Origin of the sequence: Streptomyces sp. NPDC091209 (assembly GCF_044757755.1) — a bacterium.
Taxonomy (GTDB): domain Bacteria; phylum Actinomycetota; class Actinomycetes; order Streptomycetales; family Streptomycetaceae; genus Streptomyces.
In genome coordinates this window covers 259,518-276,896 of the sequence record NZ_JBIVVR010000006.1, presented here as the reverse complement: position 1 = coordinate 276,896, position 17,379 = coordinate 259,518, and the positions used below count along the sequence as shown (strand labels likewise).

Here is a 17,379-nt window from a genome sequence, read left to right as displayed (position 1 = left end):
AATGCAGCCTGTGCCAACATCAAGTACGTCCACCCCCAGGGAAATGCCCCCACAAAGGGCTGCCCCGCGCTGCAAGGAGAGCACGTGCTCACTGTCGGTGACAAGTTCCCCGCGTTCGACCTGACCGCCTGCGTATCGCTGGAGAAGGGCCAGGAGTTCGAGCAGATCGACCACAAGACCTACGAGGGCAAGTGGAAGATCGTCTTCGCGTGGCCCAAGGACTTCACCTTCGTGTGTCCGACCGAGATCGCGGCCTTCGGCAAGCTGAACGACGAGTTCGCCGACCGTGACGCCCAGGTGCTCGGCTTCTCCGGCGACTCCGAGTTCGTGCACCACGCCTGGCGCAAGGACCACGACGACCTGCGTGACCTGCCCTTCCCGATGATGGCCGACTCGAAGCACGAGCTCATGCGTGACCTCGGCATCGAGGGCGAGGACGGCTTCGCCAAGCGCGCCGTCTTCATCGTCGACCAGAACAACGAGATCCAGTTCTCCATGGTGACCGCCGGCTCCGTCGGCCGTAACCCCAAGGAGGTCCTGCGGGTCCTGGACGCTCTCCAGACGGACGAGCTCTGCCCGTGCAACTGGACCAAGGGCGAGAACACCCTCGACGCGGCCTCCCTTCTGGCCGGTGAGTGACCTTCCATGGCTCTCGACGAACTGAAGTCCGCACTACCGGACTACGCCAAGGATCTGCGCCTGAACCTCGGCTCGGTGATCGGCAACAGCGACCTCCCGCAACAGCAGTTGTGGGGCACCGTGCTGGCCTGCGCCATCGCCTCGCGCTCCCCGCGCGTGCTGCGTGAGCTGGAGCCGGAGGCCAAGGACCGGCTCTCGCCCGAGGCGTACACGGCCGCCAAGTCGGCCGCCGCGATCATGGCGATGAACAACGTCTTCTACCGGACGCGGCACCTGCTCTCCGACCCGGAGTACGGCACGCTGCGGGCCGGCCTGCGGATGAACGTCATCGGCAACCCGGGTGTGGACAAGGTCGACTTCGAGCTGTGGTCGCTCGCCGTCTCCGCCGTCAACGGCTGCGGGCAGTGCCTCGACTCGCACGAGCAGGTGCTCCGCAAGGCGGGCGTCGACCGGGAGACGATCCAGGAGGCGTTCAAGATCGCCGCCGTCCTCCAGGCGGTCGGCACCACGCTGGACGCCGAGGCCGTTCTCGCCGAGTAGTCCCCGCGTGCCGGGCAGGTCCCCCCGCCCCCGGGCGGTCCGAGCCTGCTCGAGCTTTCAGGGCCCCGTTCACCTCTGTGGTGGGCGGGGCCCTGCGTGTTCGCCGCCCCCGGATCGCGGGCCGCCGACCGGCGCGCGAGCGGGGCGAAGTCCCTACGGCGTCAGACGGTGGGCCGGGGAGGCGTCGAGCGCGGTGGCGCCCCGGGGCTCCGGGGCGTGCCGCAGGTCCGCCTCACGGGCGTACGAACGCAGGTACACGACCACCGTGTTGGTCACCGCGACCAGCGGGACCGCGACGACGGCTCCGCCGATACCGGCGACCATGCCGCCCGCGGCGACCGAGAGGACCACGGCGAGGGGGTGGACGCGGACCGCGCGGCCGAGGATGAAGGGCTGCAGGATGTGGCCCTCGATCTGCTGGACGGCGAGGACCACGACGAGGGTCATCACGGCGGTGAAGACGCCCTGGGTCACCAGCGCGACCACCACCGCCAGCGCCCCGGAGATCACCGCGCCCACCAGCGGGATGAACGCGCCGAGGAAGATGAAGACGGCGAGCGGCACGGCCATGGGGACCTTGAGGAAGTAGATGCCCAGACCGATGAAGATCGCGTCGATCATGGCCACTATCACCGTGCCGCGGACATACGCCGTGAGCGTGCGCCACGCGCGCGGGCCGGCGCCCGCGACCCCGGTCCGGGCGGCGGCCGGGACGAGCTTGAGCGACCACTCCCAGATCCGCTTGCCGTCGTAGAGCAGGAAGAGGGTCGAGAACATCGTGAGCAGGATGCCCGTGAGGGCCTCGACGATCACCGTCACGCCCTGCAGGCCCGCCGTGGTGATCTGGTCCGTGTTCGCGCCGATCGCCTCGCGGAGGTTCTTCGCGATCTTGTTGATCTGCTTGTCCGTCACATGGAACGGGCCCTTGAGGAGCCACTTGCGCAGCTCGTCGATGCCGTCCTGGATCTGGTTGGAGAGGTTGTCGATGTTCTCCTGGACCTGCCAGACCACGAACCAGCCGACCAGCCCCATGATGACGAAGCCGAGGATCGCGGTGAGCGCCGTGGCGAGTCCGCGCGGCACGCCGTAACGCGTCAGCCGGGCCACCGTCGGCTGGAGCAGCGCGGTGATGAGGAGCGCGGCCACGAAGGCCAGCACCACGAGTTGCACGGCGCTGATGACCCGCATCAGCACCCAGACGGTGCCCGCGAGGATGAGCAGCCGCCAGCCGGCCTCGGCGGCGACGCGCACCCCCCACGGCACGGCGAACGCCGGGTCGGGACGCTGGGGCGTCAGTACGTACGCGCCTGTCGCGGCCGTCTCCTCGGACGGGCGCTGGACCGGGAGCGCGGACGGCTCGGCGTCGGTCACCGCGTCCTCGGGAGGCTCGGGAGCCTCCTGGAGGGTGCCGGGTGCGTCGAGGGGAGTGCGCGCGTCGAGGACGACGCCCTCGCCGTCGAGGGGGCCCGTCGACTCCAGTTCGACCTCGGCGCGGCGTTCGTCCAACCGCTCACCCAGCTCGGTGAGTCCGGCGCCGATCCTGCCGAGCCATCCTGGTACACGCGACATGAAACGTCCTTTTCCCCCGCTGCTCCCCACCACTCCCCCCTGGAGTCGTCGGGTCCGACCGTACATGGCCGAAGCCCCTCCCCCTAGGACGGGGAGGGGCTTCGCAAGGTTGAGCCGCCGACGGACGGCGCGGAACCTAGTACCAGCTGTTGGCCTGCCAGAACGACCAGGCGTCACAAGGACTGCCGTACCGGCTGTTCATGTAGTTGAGGCCCCACTTGATCTGCGTGGCCGGGTTCGTCTGCCAGTCGGAACCGACGGACGACATCTTGGAGCCGGGCAGGGCCTGGAAGAGACCGTAGGCACCCGAGGAAGCGTTGACGGCGTGGTAGTTCCAGCTCGACTCGTGGTTCACGATGTTGCTGAAGCACTGGAACTGACCGCTCGGCACCATCTGGGCCGCCATCGCCTGGATCTGCGCGACGGTGTACGAGGACTGGACGGAGAAGCTGGAGGCGTCACGCGTCGCGGAGCGGCTGGCCGCTTCCGCGGCCACCTTGCGAGCCTTGGCTTCCTTCTCGGCCTTCGCCGCAGCCTTCTGCTTCGCGACGGCGTCGTCGGCCGCCTGCTTGCGGGCGGCTTCCTCCGCGTCCTTCTTGGCGCTCGCGTCCGCGGCGATGGCCTGGGCATCGGCCTGCTGCGTCAGTGACGCGGTCTGCACCTGGGCCTGCTGGCCCGCAGGTATGTCTGCGAGGAGAGTCGAGTCGCTCGCCGTCGCCTCTGCATCGTTCGACGGCTGGGCGACGCTGCCCGAGGCAACTCCGACGACGCTTCCGACAGCGGTGACCGCGGTGGCCGAAGCCACTGCGAATCCCCGGACCGAAATCCGGCTCACACGGTTTCCTTCCAGCATCGCCCGTTTAGGTGACCCTCGCGGACGCAATCGTGCCCCTCGGCGCTGGCCTCCCAACTGCGGGGTCACGGGGAAGCACGGGCCCGGTGGGCAACTCCCGCTGGGGGAGCGCCGCGTGGTGCGCGGGCGGCATACGACGGCTCTATGGAGTTCTGAGGTTCCGGTGTTGCCGTACCGCTGGGGGTACAGCTGTGTCGTATGCGGGGCCTGACAGGAGTGAGACTTTAGCCGTAACCCGACGCCGCGCGGCAATTCCGCGTCGCGTGTGAAAGCTCACACCCCGTTTGCCTCAGCTGTTTCCTGGAAACCTCAGCGCGGCAAGACGCCGCCCGGCTAGGCTCTTCGCCTTTGCCGGACGGCGTCAACCAGCGTGTATCCACCACCCTTTGACCAGGTGGGGACAGTCGGGATCAGATCTGCCCGTCCTCCAGCATTTCGGTCACGAGTGCCGCAATCTGGGACCTCTCCGAACGATTCAGCGTGACGTGCGCGAAGAGCGGATGGCCCTTCAACTTCTCTACGACGGCGACCACTCCGTCGTAACGCCCGACGCGCAGATTGTCCCTTTGCGCCACATCGTGGGTCAGAACGACCCGTGAATTGGCGCCGATCCGGGACAGAACGGTCAGCAGGACGTTCCGTTCCAGGGATTGGGCCTCGTCCACGATCACGAACGCGTCGTGGAGGGAGCGGCCGCGGATGTGCGTGAGCGGCAGGACCTCCAGCATGCCGCGCGCGGTGACCTCCTCGATGACCTCACGGCTGGTGACCGCGGAGAGCGTGTCGAACACCGCCTGGGCCCAGGGGCTCATCTTCTCGGACTCGGAGCCGGGCAGATAGCCGAGCTCCTGCCCGCCCACCGCGTACAGCGGCCGGAAGACCATCACCTTCTGGTGCTGGCGGCGTTCGAGGACGGCCTCCAGGCCCGCGCAGAGCGCGAGCGCGGACTTGCCGGTGCCGGCCCGGCCGCCCATCGACAGGATCCCGATGTCCGGGTCGAGCAGCAGGTCGAGCGCGATGCGCTGCTCGGCACTGCGGCCCTTGATGCCGAACGCCTCCCGATCGCCGCGTACGAGCCGGACGTTACCGTCGGCCGTGACACGGCCGAGGGCCTTGCCGCGCTCCGACTGGATCGTCAGACCCGTGTGCACGGGCAGGTCGGCCGCTTCGGGGACGTAGACGTGTCCCTCCTCGAAGAGGATGTCCACCTGCTCGCCGGCCAGGTTCAGTTCGGACATTCCGGTCCAGCCGGAGGAGCCCGTGATGGCGAGCTCCGCGCGGTACTCCTCGGCGAGGAGACCCACGGAGGACGCCTTGATCCTGAGCGGCAGGTCCTTCGAGACGACGGTGACGTCGTATCCCTCGGCCTGCAGGTTGCGGGCGACCGCGAGGATGCGGGAGTCGTTGTCCCCCAGGCGATACCCGCTGGGCAGGACGCTGGGGTCCGAGTGGTTGAGCTCGACCCGTACCGTCCCGCCGAGCTCCCCGACGGGAATCGGGGAGTCGAGGCGGCCGTGCCGGACCCGGAACTCGTCGAGCAGACGCAGGGCCTGCCGGGCGAAGTAGCCGAGTTCGGGATGGTGCCGCTTGGCCTCCAGCTCCGTGACCACGACGATCGGGAGCACTACTTCATGCTCGTCGAAGCGGCTCAGGGCATTCGGGTCGGCCAGCAGGACGCTGGTGTCGAGAACATAGGTGCGCCGGTCTGGCTTGCGGCGCTTTGTGCTGGTCACCACGGAAGGACGTACCCCCTCGGATGAGGTCGGGGAGCGACGAAGGAGATCTGGACCGGTTGACGGCACCGATGCACGGGCCGAAAACCGGCCCTCCGCTTCGTCCGTACTGACCGCACGGTCGGGCTGGTGCAAAGGGCCTCCCGGGCGGACGGCCCCGAGCCGTCCGCTGAGATACGACACCCGTGGTTCGGGCGTCGACCTGCAAGGCTTATGCCCTCGAACGAGCGAAGCCATGCCACGGCATATGACGGCGCGTTCGTTAACTCCCGATGACGTACGTCCCCACGGGGTGCCCCGGGCAACGCGGGACACCCCGGAATTCAGCCTCCGTAACGGCGGTGTCGCGCCGCGTAGTCACGCAGGGCGCGAAGGAAGTCGACCTTGCGGAAGGCGGGCCAGAAGACTTCGCAGAAGTAGTACTCGGAGTGCGCGGTCTGCCAGAGCATGAATCCGGACAGCCGCTGTTCACCGCTGGTACGGATCACCAGGTCGGGATCGGGCTGGGCGCCCGTGTAGAGGTGCTTGCCGATGAGGTCGACGTCGACGCGGTCCGCGAGGTCCTCCATCGAGGTGCCCTTGTCGGCGGCGTCGAGGATCATCGAGCGCACGGCGTCGGCGATCTCCTGGCGGCCGCCGTAGCCGATGGCGACGTTGACGACTATGCCCTCGACGTGCGCGGTGGCCTCCTCGGCCTCCTTGAGGGCCGACTGCATCGGGGAGGGCAGGATGTCCCGCGTGCCGACGTGGTGCACCCGCCAGCGGCCGTCGGCCGCCAGGGTGCGTACGACGCCCTCGATGATGCCGAGGAGCGGGCCGAGCTCCTCCTGCGGGCGGTCGAAGTTGTCGGTGGACAGCAGCCACAGGGTGACGACCTCGACATCGGTCTCGGAGCACCAGCCGAGGAATTCCCCGATCTTGTCGGCTCCGGCCCGATGGCCCTGGGCGGTGGTGGAACCCGCCGCCTTGGCCCAGCGCCGGTTGCCGTCCATGATGACCCCGATGTGCTTGGGCACCTGGTCGTGGTCGAGGTGGCCTTCCACCCTGCGTGCATAGAACCTGACCAGCAGACGGCGCAGGTTGTCGCGCAAGGTCACGTGTTGTCAGCCCCTCCGTGCGGATCGGACAGCCGCGCCCGAGCACAGTCCCTGTCCATATGACGATCCCCCGGGGCGAAGCCTACCCCCGCGAAACGTGGGAGCTGCCGAGGGACCCGTGCACCCTGACATAGGTTCGTCCCCATGAACGACCCCTCTCTGTACCGGGCCGCAACGGAGCGGTACGACTCGATGGAGTACCGGCGTACGGGCCGCAGCGGCCTCAGACTGCCCGCGATCTCGCTCGGCCTCTGGCACAACTTCGGCGACGACCGCTCGCTGGACTCCCAGCGCGCGATCCTGCGCCGCGCCTTCGATCTCGGCGTCACCCACTTCGACCTCGCCAACAACTACGGGCCGCCGCCCGGCTCGGCGGAGATCAACTTCGGCAGGCTGCTGAAGGAGGACTTCGCCCCCTACCGGGACGAGCTGGTCATCTCGACCAAGGCGGGCTACGACATGTGGCCCGGCCCCTACGGCGAGTGGGGCTCCCGCAAGTACCTATTGTCCTCCCTTGACGCCTCGCTGCGGCGGATGGGCGTCGACCACGTCGACATCTTCTACTCGCACCGCTTCGACCCGGACACCCCGCTGGAGGAGACGATGGGCGCCCTCGCGTCCGCCGTCCAGCAGGGCAAGGCGCTGTACGTCGGCGTCTCCTCGTACACCAGCGAGCAGACGGCGGAGGCGGCCCGGATCCTCACCGGGATGGGCGTCCGTCCGCTCATCCACCAGCCCTCGTACTCGATGATCAACCGCTGGACCGAGGACGACGGCCTGCTCGACACGCTGGAGGCGGCCGGCATGGGCTGCATCTCCTTCGCTCCCCTCGCGCAGGGTCTGCTGACGGGCAAGTACCTCAAGGACATCCCGGAGGGCTCGCGCGCCACCCAGGGCAAGTCGCTGGACCCGGACCTGCTGAGCGAGGACGTCGTACGCCGGCTGAACGGGCTGAACGACATCGCGGCCCGGCGCGGCCAGTCCCTCGCCCAGCTCGCGCTCACCTGGGTGCTGCGTGACGAGCGGATGACCTCGGCGCTCATCGGCGCCTCCAGCGTGCGGCAGCTGGAGGAGAACATGGCGGCCCTGGCGGCGCCGAAGCTCACCGACGAGGAGCTGAGGGAGATCGACACGTTCGCGGTGTCGACACAGGGCACGAACATCTGGGCCCAACGGCGCTGAGTCACCGAATTCCCCGCCGCACGAGGCGGGCCGGCCGGGGGGCGCACGGGGGCGCCTGCCGGGCGTGCCGCCGCGGGCACAAAAAACGGGCCGGTCCGTGGGGGGGAGACGGACCGGCCCGAGGGGGGGTTTCCACCATAACCCTTCGTAAGTGATGCTGCGTGCATCCGCGTGCCACAACTACTCTCCGGAGTCGCCCGACGACGCCACGATGAGCGTGGAACCATCGATTCCGGGTGTGATCATGGCCGAATCACGGCTGATTCAAAGGGAATCGCGGAGGATCGGGAGAGATCCAATGGGTCTGCGCATGCTTGTGGGGCGTGGCGCCGACTTGTCCCCACGTACTCCGGGCGAGTGATCCGCGTGGCGCGCTCCCGCTTGACCGGACCGCTAACTTCGCACCCATGGCCACGTTCACGACGGACACGATCGAGGGGACGGCCGAGCCGGTGCCCCTGGAGGTAGCCGCGACGGCGCGCGCCCGGCGGCGCGGACTGCTCGGCCGCCCGGGGATCGAGGGCGCGCTGCTGCTGACACCGGCGAACTCGGTGCACACCCTGGGGATGCGGTTCGCGATCGACGTCGCCTATCTGGACCGGTCGTCGCGGGTCCTGGCGGTGCGCACGATGCGTCCGGGGCGGCTGGGGCTGCCGCGGCCGCGGGCCCGGCAGGTCCTGGAGGCGGAGGCCGGGGCGATGCTGCGCTGGGGAGTGCGGCGCGGGGCGCGGATCACGGTCCAGGACGACTGACAGCACGTCACCGGGCAAGGCAGCACCGCGCAGCCCCCTCCTCTGCGCGGTGCCACACGCGCAGCTTTGCTCACGCGAATTACCTTGGTCCGAACTTACGCGAGCCAAACATTCCTGGCGACACACGCTCGATAACGATGTGGAAACCCGCGGGGACGTGGTGCGCGCCGCGCGGTGCGCGGCCGAGTCCGCGTCCGTCATCCGGACGGACATCTCACGCCGAGCACGCCTCAACGGGATGTTTTCGGTCAATCTGCTCAGGCGGGCGTCGATCAGGCCGTCCGGCCGCGGGGCGCCGCCTCGGCACCGGGGTCGTCCGGCCCGTTCTCGTGGCGGCTAGGGGACCCGTGGGCGCACCTGTTCGGCCGCGAAGCGGACGAAGCCCTCGGGGTCCGGCTCGTCGGCGGTGGGCTGGAGAACCACGGTGTCGGCGCCGGCGTCCGCGAGCCGCTGGACGGCCTTGGCGACGGCGTCCGCGTCGCCCGCGACACCGCGGTCCGGGGCGGGGTCCTCGCCGTCGGCCTCGATCTCGGCACGCAGCCGGGCGGCGGCGTCGGACCCGGTGGCGGTGTGCAGATAGACGACCACGCGGTGGTGCCCGGCCGTCCGTCCGGCCGCCTTCCGTCCCTCGTCGATGAGCCGCCGGGCCCGTCGCACCCCGTCGACGGTGGTCGAGGCGGTGAGGACGGTACCGTCCGCGGCCTCGCCGGCGAGGCGGAGCGTACGGGGCCCGGTGGCGCCGGTGAGGACCTCGGGCGCCTCGGCGGGCGGCCAGTCGAGGGCGACGCCGTCGAGCTTCACGTACCGCCCGTCGGTCGTCAGCCGCTCGCCGCGCAACAGGGCGCGCAGCGCGTCGAGGTGCTCCCGCAGCAACGTCACGGGCGACTCGGCCCGCGCCCCGACCTGTCCCATCCATTCCTGGACGCCGTGGCCGACCGCGAGGACCGCCCGCCCGGGGAACAGCCGGTGCAGGGTGGCGGCCTCCATCGCCGTCACGGCGACGTTCCGCAGCGGGACGGGCAGCAGTCCCACTCCCACCCGCAGGCGCTCGGTCCAGGCGAGTGCGGCCGCGGCGGCGGAGATGCCCCCTTCGAGGAAGCAGTCCTCCCACAGCCACAGTTCCTCGAGACCCGCCTCCTCCGCCGCGCACGCCAGGGCACGCAGCCGCTCGGGGGGAAGTTGGGGCCGGAAGACAACTCCTAGTGAGGTCATGCGGCCTTCCTACCCAGGTCGTCCGGCACGGACAACCGCTTACGCGTCATCGGGGTCGGACGTGCCGGCGGAGGCACTGTGAAGGTGACGCGCGCGTCAGGCGCTGTTCCCGTTCACCGGGCCCCGCGGGAAGGTCACCTCCACGCGGCGGTTCTTGCGGCGGCCCTGTTCCGAGGTGTTGTCGGCGATCGGGTAGTCCTCGCTGTAGCCGCGCACCTCGAAGGTGATGGCCGACTCCGCGGAACCGAGCGCGGCGGCCAGCTCGTCGTGCACCTGTTCCGCACGGTTCTTGGAGAGGACCAGACCGTGCGCGTACGAGCCGAGGTTGTCGGTGAATCCGAAGACGCGGACGGTCGTCGCGTGCTGGGCCTTGATCTCGTCCGCGATCGCCTGGATACGGGACTGGGAGTCCGGGTTCAGTTTCGAGCTGTCCTTGGGGAAGAGGACCTCCGCCTGGAGCGCGAACGTCACGTCCGAGTTGGTGTCCGTCCGGCGCTCCTCACCGCCCAGGTCCTCCACGACCGACTTGATGTCCAGCACCTTGGCGGGCGCCAGCGTCGCCCCGTCGGCGAGCTTGAGCCCCGGGCTGGTCGCGTCGACTTCGGGGGGCGAAGGGGTGGTGACACTGCCGGGCGGTGCGCTGGGGTCGCCGCCGTCCGCGTGCGCGGGACCCGGAAGTCCGAGGGTGATCAGCACGGCGAGGGCCGTGAACGTCGTCGCGGCGCCGCGGGTCGGGAGGGCCATGGCTCAGCCCTCGGAGATCTCGATGGAGGCGGGTGGCATGGACCCGACCTGGAAGTCGACGGCGGTGGTGTCCGCGGGGGGTGCGGGGAACTGGGCGAACCAGTCGGCCGACTTGCCGGCGTCGACGCCACCGGTGAACTGCGTGCACAGACAGCGGCCGGAAGTGTCCCGGAGGATGAGGTACTTCTTCTTGCCCTTCTGATCGATCAGGCTGGCGCCGGCGATGGATCCGCCGTTCCTCGCCAACTCCTTCTCGTCACCGCGCCAATCAGCCGCGACCCAGATCGTGTCCGTGTTGTTCGTGACCGTTCCCTCGACCGTCACGAAACCACCGGCATCACGCTTGGCAGAGGTGACGTCGAGCACCAAGCCGTTCTCGCCCTTGACCTCGGCGAGCACCGCATCGGCCTGGGGCGTCTGAGATTCCGTCTTGGCGCCGCCGTTGCTGCTCCTGGCGGGAGCCGAAGGGGACGAGGCCCCCTTGTCGGACGTTCCGCCGCCTCCGCCGCCACAACCGACCACCGTGAGGAGCAGCCCAGCCGTGATCGCCACCGCGCTCAGCGCCGTACGGCCTTGCCTGGTGTGCCGAAAGTCCATCGGTACGGCTTCCTCTCACTCGGCCAGATGCACAGAGAACAGCACGGACGCGTCGGGAAGGTCGTCCGAATTGAAATGTCCGGGATCGATGTCCACAATGCGCCCGCCACAGTCCAACTCCACGAGCTTCTTGGGATCCGCGTCGGCGGCGAAGGTGCAGCGAGGCTGGATGACCGCCGTCGCCTGGGCTTTGGCGTGGATGTTCTCCGTGCCCGGGATGATCGAGTTGCCCACCGTGTAGCGGGTCTCGATCGCCACGCGATAGCCGGGGAAGCCGTTCACGACGGCGGGCTGGGCACCGCCTTGCACCGTCGCGTCGTTCTCTGCGGCCAGCCGGTCGGCCGCGGCGGATGCCCCCGCGCCTTGGAACTTGTCGCCGTTGAGCCAGTCCAGCCAGTGGTCGTCCGTGCCGACGGCTCCCGTCAAGCCCGCCATCAACTCGTCGCGGGAGTCCTGCGCGGCCGCCAACGCAGCAGCGTCCGCCGCGGATTGAGCTCCATTCCGGGCGGACGCTGCTTGGGCGAAGGCGAAGAAGGCGAACGCGGCGAAGAGCAGAATCCCCGTCAGCCAGATGTAGATGGGGAGGGTCTGCCCCCGGTCATCGCGCGAGCGTGGGCCGGTCAGGCACCGGTGACGCTTTTGACCGCAGTCATGATCGCTCCCGAGATCACGCCGTCCAGCCCCAGGCCGTGGATCATGGTGAAGATCCCCGCAATGAGGATCATCAACCCCGCGTACTCCACGAACCCCGCTCCCGCGTCCCGGTTCGTGCCCCGCGTCCGGGAGATCACCGTTCGCGTCCACATGGTGAACCTGTTCATCAGGACTGCCCTCCCGGCCGACTCCACTAACGACCCGAGCACCGTACGTGAGGTGATGCCTACTCCGGGTGGGCCCAGGGGCCCAACTTCTCGGCTGGGGAGTCATCGGCTCCACCCCCCGTGGGCGGTGCCCAGCCAGTGGGCGATGGCTTCGCTGCGCGAAGAACTGTGCAGCTTCGCGAAGATGCGATTGATGTGGTTCTTGACGGTCTTCTCGGCGATGAAGCAGGTGGCGGCGATCTGCCGGTTGTTCATGCCGGCCGCGATGAGGTCCATCACCTCCACCTCCCTTGAACTCAGGCCGAAATCCGGCTGATGGACGGCATGACGGTGAAGTCCCGCCGTTGGTACGGGCCTGGCCTCCGACGACTGTGCCACAGTTGATTGCAGCTGCGAAGAGGAAGAGGTCGGTTGGTGTGAAAGTCCGAGTGAATCCGGGACAGTCGGGCGCCCGTGGCGAACATCCCGCACGGCGGCAATCAGTTCGGCCGCCGTGAACTCGCCATGGACGAGATAGCCGGACGCGCCTCGGCGCAGGGCTTCCGCCACGACCTCCGGTTCGCGGCTGTATGTCAGCATCATGACCGGGGCGATCCGGCACAGTTCGGGCAGCGCGGTGAGGCCGTCGGTGCCGGGCATGCGGACGTCGAGCAGGACGACGTCCGGGACGAGGCGGGCGGCGCGGGCCACTGCCTCCGCGCCGTCCCGGGCCGCCGCGACGACGGCGAGGTCGGGATGCGCGTCCAGCAGCGCGGTCAGGCCGGCCCGTACGACCGGGTTGTCGTCGGCGACGAGGACACGCAGGGGCGGCCCGGAAACTGCCTGGTCAGGCATGTGCGGCCTCCTCTTGGGGAGTGGGGGGAGAGAGAAGGGCGGCCGACGGGAACGGGAGGGTCAGCCGGACCTCGGTGCCCCCTCGCGGAGATCGGTCCAGCGCGAGGTGGCCGCCGACGCAGGCGGCCCGTTCGGTCATGCCGAGCAGACCGAAATGGCCGGATCTCGTCCAGGCGGCGAGTGCGGCGGGGCTCGCGGGCGTCGGCAGTCCCGTCCCGTCGTCCCGTACGCGCAGCGAGAACTCGTGTGCCGATACGTCGAGTTCGACCGTCACCGTGCTCGCGCCCGCGTGGCGGTGGGCGTTCTCCAGGGATTCGGAGACGACCGCGAGGACATGGTGAGCGGCGGTGCTGGGAAGGACCGGGTCCGCCCCCCGGTGCCGTACGACGGCGGCGAGACCGGTGCGGGCCTCGAAGTCGGCTGTCATGAAACGGAGTTCGGGCAGGAGCTCGGTGTCCGGGTCGGTCAGGTCGGTGTGCCGCCGCAGGTCCGACAGAAGGGTGCGGGACTCCGCGGCGGCGAGGCGCGCCGCGTCGGCGACGACCGTCGCCTGGCGTTTGAGCGCCCCCGGGTTCGCGCCGTCCGCCGAGGCGGCCAGGGCCTCCGCCGCGAGGGCGAGGCCGTACAGCGTCTTGGCCACCGAGTCGTGCATCTCCCGTGCCAGGCGGGCCCGTTCGGACTCCACGGCCTCCGCGACGGCCAGCCTGCTGGTCGCCTCGGACAGGGCCTGACTCGCTGTGCCGAAGCGGAACATCAGGTTGCGCAGGGTGACGCCGATGATGCCGGCGCCGACACAGAAGCCCGCGATGAGGAGGGTGTTGGCGCCCGCGCCCGGGCGGTGCTCCCAGGCCCTGAACACCGTGAGCAGGACGACGAGCTGGAAACCGGTGAAGACGCCCGCGCCGCGCCAGCCGTAGAGCAGGCCCGAGAGGAGCGGGGTGCAGACCGTGGCGTAGGCGAGCGGGGAGGCCGGGGACGCGGTCAGGAGCAGCACCGCGCCGAAGGTGAGGTCGAGGGCCATCAGGGTCGGGTGGGCGAGGAGACGGGGGCCGAAGCGGTCCCAGTCCCGGAGCATGGCGTAGGAGCCCATGACGCCGAGGACGGCCGCGGCGAGGACGGCGTAGCGCGGGAGGCCGTCGGTGGCGTTCGACATCGCGAAGGGGGCGCCGATCGCGATGGCCGCGAGGCGGACCGCGAAGGCCTGACGGCACAGGGCCTGGAGGGCGTTGAGCTGGAGGCGGATGCCGCCGGGGGCGGGGGCGTCGTCTGCGAGGTAGCCGGTGCCCCGTTCGCGGCTTCGCGCGGACAGGGAGGACCAGGACCACCGTCGGCTCCCTTGGCCCGTGGGACCTCGGCTGCTCCGGAAGGCGTTCATCAGCGCCCCAGGATCGAGCCGAAGTTCGTCCCCGAGCCCAGGAACATGCCCGTCGCGATGAGGATCATCGTGGCAGGGAGCATGAAGACGAGGGTGACCATGGTGGCCTTGGGGATGGTCTTGGCGGCCCGGCGGCGGGCGTTCTGGGCGTCGGTGCGGCGCATGTCCGTGGCGAGCTGGATGAGGGTCTCGGCGATCGGGGAGCCGAGTTCCTCGCCCTGCTGGAGGGCCGAGACGAACTGGGCGACCTGCTCGGAGGAGTTGCGCCTGCGGAGCTCGTCGAAGGCCTGGCGGCGGCTGACGCCCATGTCCATCTGGCGCAGGGTGATGCGCAGTTCGTCCGCCCAGGGCCCCTCGTACTTCTCCGCGACGCGGTCCAGGGCCTGGCGGAAGCCGAGGCCCGCGGAGACGACGACCGCGAGGACGTCGAGGAAGTCGGGCAGGGTGCGGTCGATGACCTCCTTGCGCTCCCGGACGGCCTGCCAGATGAGGGCGTCCGCGGCGACCAGGCCGAAGGCCAGCGTGAGCGCGGCGAAGAGGAGCTGGCCGTTGGAGAGGAAGACCAGGCCGAGCACGACGCCGAAGACGCCGTACACCGCGCGGCGGGCCGCGTAGCGGTTCAGCGTCAGACCGCCGGGGTTGCCCGCCATGTCGATGCGGCGGCGCTTGGCGTCCACGCGCCGGGGGCCCATCAGGCGCAGGACGGTCGGCGCGAAGCGCATGCCGAGGCGGTCGACGGCCGAGTCCGCCACGGAGACGCGGGTACCGCCGACCTCCAGGGCGAGCTGGAGGTCGCTGGGGAGTTTGACGTCGGCGCGGATCATCCGGACGCCCAGGAGGACGCCCGCGACGGCCGCGCCCATGAGGACGGCGAGCAGCAGCGGCAGCAACGTGATCCCTCCCTCAGACTTCGATCTTGCCGAGCCGGCGGATGACGAAGAAGCCCACGGTGTAGAGGCCGAGGGCGAGCAGGACCAGGCCCTGGCCGAGCGGGGAGCCGGTGACGCGGGCGAGGGCTCCCTCGTTCGAGGAGTTGATCAGGACCAGCGAGCCGATGCCGAGGAAGGGAACCGTGAAGGCGGTCGCGTTGACCTCGGAGAGCATCGTGCGGACCTCGCGGCGGGTCTCCTTCCTGTCCTCCAGGGTCTGGGTGAGGTTGCGCAGGGAGCTGACGACGGAGCCGCCCGCCTTGTTGGCGAGCACGAGGGTGGTGACGAGGACGATCAGCTCGCGGGAGGGCAGCCGCTCGGACAGTTCGCCGAGGGCGTCGTCGATGGTGCGCCCCAGCATCAACTGGTCCGCCACATGCGCGAGTTCCTCGCCAGCCGGAGCCTCCAGCTCTTCCGCCGCCATGGCGAGCGCCGTGCGCAGGGCGAGGCCGGCCGCCGTCGCGTTCGCCAGCAGGCGTGCCACGTCCGGGAGTTGGCTGATGAATGCCTCGATGCGCTTCTGGCGCTGCCAGTTGAGGAAGACGACCGCGCTCCACACGCCGAGGACGGCGGCGATCGGGCCGAAGAACGGGGCGAGCGTCGCGGCCGCGATGAGCCACAGCGCGACGACCACGACGGCGACATAGCTGAAGAACTCCCCCGCCGTGAGGTCGAGTCCGGTGGCCGTCAGACGCAGATGGATCGTTCGGCCCAGGCGGGTGCGGCGCAGCCGGCGGTCGACGGCCGCGAAGCGGCGGACCCGGCCGCCGGCCGTGCGCAGCGGGCCGCCGCCGGAGAGGCGGTCGACGAGGTCCCGGCGCTGGGCGCGGCCCGAGGCGTAGGAGTGCACGCCCGCGACGGCGAGCGTGCCGCCCAGGAGCGTCCCGCCGAGGGCGAGGAGGACGGGGTCGTTCATGGCTGCCTCCGTTCGGAGGTGGGGGGCTCGGAGGTGGCCGCCTCGGAGGTGAAGGGATCCGAGGGGGAGTCCTCGAAGGTGGGGGCCACGAAGGTGGGTGCCACGGGGGTGGAGGCCTCGGGGGTGGAGGCCTCGGGGGTGGAGACGTCTGAGGCGGAGGTCTCTGAAGTGGAGGCCTCTGAACTGGGGGCCTCTGAAGCGGAAGCCCCTGAAGTGGAGGCCTCTGAAGTGGGGGGCGTCATCCGATGGCCTGCCTTGTGTTGAGTACGTCGATGGCCTCGGTGACGCCGAAGGCGGGCGGCAGCGGCTCGTTGGCGACGTACAGCTTCTCCGCGACCGAGCGCGGGAGCGGGAGATGCTCGAAGTGGCCCCGGACGACGCGGTCGGGGCCGACCGGGCGGGGCACGAAGCGGGTGACGGGGGTGACGCGGAACTGTTCGCGGCCGTGCGAGACGAGCAGCGCGACCTCCGTGACCTTGCGGGAGCCGTCGGCGTGCCGGGAGAGCTGGACGACGACCTCGACGGCGGAGTTGATCTGGTCCTTCAGCGCCTCGAAGGGGATCTGGACCTCGGACATCGAACCGAGTGTCTGCAGGCGCATGAGGGCGTCCTCGGCCGAGTTCGCGTGGACGGTGGCGAGCGAGCCGTCGTGGCCGGTCGACATGGCCTGGAGCATGTCGAGGGTCTCGCCGCCGCGGACCTCACCGACGATGATGCGGTCGGGGCGCATGCGCAGCGAGTTGCGGACCAGGTCGCGGATGGTGATCTGGCCCTTGCCCTCCACGTTCGGCGGGCGCGATTCGAGGCGGATGACGTGCTCCTGCTGGAGCTGGAGTTCGGCGGAGTCCTCGATGGTGATGATGCGCTCGTGGGACGGGATCAGTCCGGAGAGCGCGTTCAGCAGGGTGGTCTTCCCGCTGCCGGTGCCGCCGCTGACGATGACGTTGAAGCGGGCCCGGACGAAGGCGGCGAGCAGCATGAGCGTCTGCTCGTCGAGGGAGCCGAGGCCGATCAGCTCCGAGAGCGTGTAGGCGCGGGGGAAGCGGCGGATCGTGAGGGTGGGGCCGGTCAGGGCGAGCGGCGGGATGATGACGTTGACGCGCTCGCCGGTGGGCAGGCGGGCGTCGACCATCGGGTTGGACTCGTCGACGCGGCGGTTGACCGTCGAGACGATGCGTTCGATGGTCTGCATGAGCTGCTCGTTGGACGCGAAGCGCAGCGGAAGCTGTTCCACGCGGCCGGCTCGCTCCACGAAGATCGAGTCCGGGCCGTTGACCATGATCTCGGTGATCGACGCGTCGGCGAGGAGCGGTTCGAGGACGCCGAGCCCGAGGGCCTCGTCGACCACCCGGCGGATCAGCTGGGAGCGTTCGGCGGTGGAGAGGACCGGGCCCTCGCGGCTGATGATGTGGCCGAGGACGCGTTCGAGCCGGATACGGCGTTCGGCCGCCGCCAGGCTGGACATCTCGGCGAGGTCGATCTCTTCGAGGAGTTTGGCCCGGTAGACGGCGACGAGGTGGCCGTCCTCGCGGGCGGGTCCCCCCTCGTCGGGGGCGGCGATTCGGGAACGCAGGCTCATGGTGTCG

Annotated in this window: 18 protein-coding genes; 4 read left to right on the top strand and 14 right to left on the bottom strand. The window is 69.9% G+C overall.

Going from position 1 to position 17,379, the window contains the following annotated elements; genetic code table 11:
• The first annotated feature begins 84 nt into the window (after positions 1 to 84).
• Complete coding sequence (locus ACIQRL_RS19510; RefSeq protein WP_401332808.1) at positions 85 to 639, top strand: peroxiredoxin; 555 nt, start codon at positions 85 to 87, stop codon at positions 637 to 639.
• A gap of 6 nt (positions 640 to 645) precedes the next feature.
• On the top strand, positions 646 to 1,179 hold the full coding sequence (locus ACIQRL_RS19505) for an alkyl hydroperoxide reductase (protein WP_401332806.1): 534 nt from the start codon (positions 646 to 648) through the stop codon (positions 1,177 to 1,179).
• A 153-nt stretch (positions 1,180 to 1,332) separates the two neighbouring features.
• Here the strand turns inward: ACIQRL_RS19505 and ACIQRL_RS19500 are convergent, their stop codons facing one another.
• From ACIQRL_RS19500 to ACIQRL_RS19485, 4 genes are all read right to left on the bottom strand, one after another.
• The gene (locus tag ACIQRL_RS19500) at positions 1,333 to 2,748 is read right to left on the bottom strand and encodes an AI-2E family transporter (protein ID WP_401332804.1); all 1,416 of its coding nucleotides are present in this window, start codon (positions 2,746 to 2,748) and stop codon (positions 1,333 to 1,335) included.
• 136 nt (positions 2,749 to 2,884) lie between these two features.
• A complete protein-coding gene (locus ACIQRL_RS19495) occupies positions 2,885 to 3,601 on the bottom strand; it encodes a transglycosylase SLT domain-containing protein (protein WP_401332803.1) in 717 nt (238 codons plus the stop codon).
• A gap of 410 nt (positions 3,602 to 4,011) precedes the next feature.
• The gene (locus ACIQRL_RS19490) at positions 4,012 to 5,337 is read right to left on the bottom strand and encodes a PhoH family protein (protein ID WP_401332801.1); all 1,326 of its coding nucleotides are present in this window, start codon (positions 5,335 to 5,337) and stop codon (positions 4,012 to 4,014) included.
• A gap of 320 nt (positions 5,338 to 5,657) precedes the next feature.
• Positions 5,658 to 6,431, bottom strand: coding sequence for an isoprenyl transferase (locus ACIQRL_RS19485; RefSeq protein ID WP_261702254.1), 774 nt, complete (start codon positions 6,429 to 6,431; stop codon positions 5,658 to 5,660).
• A 144-nt stretch (positions 6,432 to 6,575) separates the two neighbouring features.
• On the opposite strand from ACIQRL_RS19485, the gene mgrA reads away from it, so the two are divergent.
• Positions 6,576 to 7,613 carry an L-glyceraldehyde 3-phosphate reductase gene (gene mgrA, locus ACIQRL_RS19480; RefSeq protein WP_401332799.1) on the top strand — a complete coding sequence of 346 codons (1,038 nt, stop codon included), beginning with the start codon at positions 6,576 to 6,578 and terminating at the stop codon, positions 7,611 to 7,613.
• 407 nt (positions 7,614 to 8,020) lie between these two features.
• Entirely contained in the window at positions 8,021 to 8,365 is a 345-nt protein-coding gene (locus ACIQRL_RS19475) for a DUF192 domain-containing protein (protein ID WP_401332798.1), read from the top strand.
• Between the two features lie 336 nt (positions 8,366 to 8,701).
• On the opposite strand, the gene ACIQRL_RS19470 is transcribed toward ACIQRL_RS19475, so the two are convergent.
• The 10 genes from ACIQRL_RS19470 to ACIQRL_RS19425 all read right to left on the bottom strand — a co-directional run bounded on the left by ACIQRL_RS19470 (position 8,702) and on the right by ACIQRL_RS19425 (position 17,372).
• Entirely contained in the window at positions 8,702 to 9,577 is an 876-nt protein-coding gene (locus ACIQRL_RS19470) for an LLM class flavin-dependent oxidoreductase (protein WP_401332796.1), read from the bottom strand.
• A 96-nt stretch (positions 9,578 to 9,673) separates the two neighbouring features.
• Complete coding sequence (locus tag ACIQRL_RS19465; RefSeq protein WP_401332794.1) at positions 9,674 to 10,321, bottom strand: OmpA family protein; 648 nt, start codon at positions 10,319 to 10,321, stop codon at positions 9,674 to 9,676.
• Positions 10,322 to 10,324: 3 nt separating this feature from the next.
• The gene (locus ACIQRL_RS19460) at positions 10,325 to 10,918 is read right to left on the bottom strand and encodes a hypothetical protein (RefSeq protein ID WP_401332792.1); all 594 of its coding nucleotides are present in this window, start codon (positions 10,916 to 10,918) and stop codon (positions 10,325 to 10,327) included.
• 15 nt (positions 10,919 to 10,933) lie between these two features.
• On the bottom strand, positions 10,934 to 11,542 hold the full coding sequence (locus ACIQRL_RS19455; protein WP_401333372.1) for a pilus assembly protein TadG-related protein: 609 nt from the start codon (positions 11,540 to 11,542) through the stop codon (positions 10,934 to 10,936).
• Entirely contained in the window at positions 11,539 to 11,724 is a 186-nt protein-coding gene (locus ACIQRL_RS19450; protein WP_401333370.1) for a hypothetical protein, read from the bottom strand. The genes ACIQRL_RS19455 and ACIQRL_RS19450 overlap by 4 nt, the downstream gene beginning before the upstream one ends.
• Positions 11,725 to 11,841: 117 nt before the next feature.
• Positions 11,842 to 12,573, bottom strand: coding sequence for a response regulator (locus tag ACIQRL_RS19445; RefSeq protein WP_401332790.1), 732 nt, complete (start codon positions 12,571 to 12,573; stop codon positions 11,842 to 11,844).
• A complete protein-coding gene (locus tag ACIQRL_RS19440; protein ID WP_401332788.1) occupies positions 12,566 to 13,948 on the bottom strand; it encodes a sensor histidine kinase in 1,383 nt (460 codons plus the stop codon). The genes ACIQRL_RS19445 and ACIQRL_RS19440 overlap by 8 nt, the downstream gene beginning before the upstream one ends.
• On the bottom strand, positions 13,948 to 14,838 hold the full coding sequence (locus tag ACIQRL_RS19435; RefSeq protein WP_401332786.1) for a DUF5936 domain-containing protein: 891 nt from the start codon (positions 14,836 to 14,838) through the stop codon (positions 13,948 to 13,950). Before ACIQRL_RS19435 ends, ACIQRL_RS19440 begins: the two co-directional genes overlap by 1 nt.
• Before the next feature lie 13 nt (positions 14,839 to 14,851).
• On the bottom strand, positions 14,852 to 15,793 hold the full coding sequence (locus ACIQRL_RS19430; RefSeq protein WP_401332785.1) for a type II secretion system F family protein: 942 nt from the start codon (positions 15,791 to 15,793) through the stop codon (positions 14,852 to 14,854).
• A gap of 238 nt (positions 15,794 to 16,031) precedes the next feature.
• Positions 16,032 to 17,372, bottom strand: a complete 1,341-nt coding sequence (locus ACIQRL_RS19425) for a CpaF family protein (RefSeq protein ID WP_401332783.1) — start codon at positions 17,370 to 17,372, stop codon at positions 16,032 to 16,034.
• Between the last annotated feature and the right edge of the window lie 7 nt (positions 17,373 to 17,379).

Bases quoted from the DNA above. Each gene is read 5' to 3' on its own strand.
- ACIQRL_RS19425 (WP_401332783.1), bottom strand. From the start codon at position 17,372: ATGAGCCTGCGTTCCCGAATCGCCGCCCCCGACGAGGGGGGACCCGCC.
- ACIQRL_RS19505 (WP_401332806.1), top strand. From the start codon at position 646: ATGGCTCTCGACGAACTGAAGTCCGCACTACCGGACTACGCCAAGGAT.
- ACIQRL_RS19460 (WP_401332792.1), bottom strand. From the start codon at position 10,918: ATGGACTTTCGGCACACCAGGCAAGGCCGTACGGCGCTGAGCGCGGTG.
- mgrA (WP_401332799.1), top strand. From the start codon at position 6,576: ATGAACGACCCCTCTCTGTACCGGGCCGCAACGGAGCGGTACGACTCG.
- ACIQRL_RS19465 (WP_401332794.1), bottom strand. From the start codon at position 10,321: ATGGCCCTCCCGACCCGCGGCGCCGCGACGACGTTCACGGCCCTCGCC.
- ACIQRL_RS19445 (WP_401332790.1), bottom strand. From the start codon at position 12,573: ATGCCTGACCAGGCAGTTTCCGGGCCGCCCCTGCGTGTCCTCGTCGCC.
- ACIQRL_RS19500 (WP_401332804.1), bottom strand. From the start codon at position 2,748: ATGTCGCGTGTACCAGGATGGCTCGGCAGGATCGGCGCCGGACTCACC.
- ACIQRL_RS19440 (WP_401332788.1), bottom strand. From the start codon at position 13,948: ATGAACGCCTTCCGGAGCAGCCGAGGTCCCACGGGCCAAGGGAGCCGA.
- ACIQRL_RS19475 (WP_401332798.1), top strand. From the start codon at position 8,021: ATGGCCACGTTCACGACGGACACGATCGAGGGGACGGCCGAGCCGGTG.
- ACIQRL_RS19450 (WP_401333370.1), bottom strand. From the start codon at position 11,724: ATGTGGACGCGAACGGTGATCTCCCGGACGCGGGGCACGAACCGGGAC.
- ACIQRL_RS19470 (WP_401332796.1), bottom strand. From the start codon at position 9,577: ATGACCTCACTAGGAGTTGTCTTCCGGCCCCAACTTCCCCCCGAGCGG.
- ACIQRL_RS19430 (WP_401332785.1), bottom strand. From the start codon at position 15,793: ATGAACGACCCCGTCCTCCTCGCCCTCGGCGGGACGCTCCTGGGCGGC.
- ACIQRL_RS19495 (WP_401332803.1), bottom strand. From the start codon at position 3,601: ATGCTGGAAGGAAACCGTGTGAGCCGGATTTCGGTCCGGGGATTCGCA.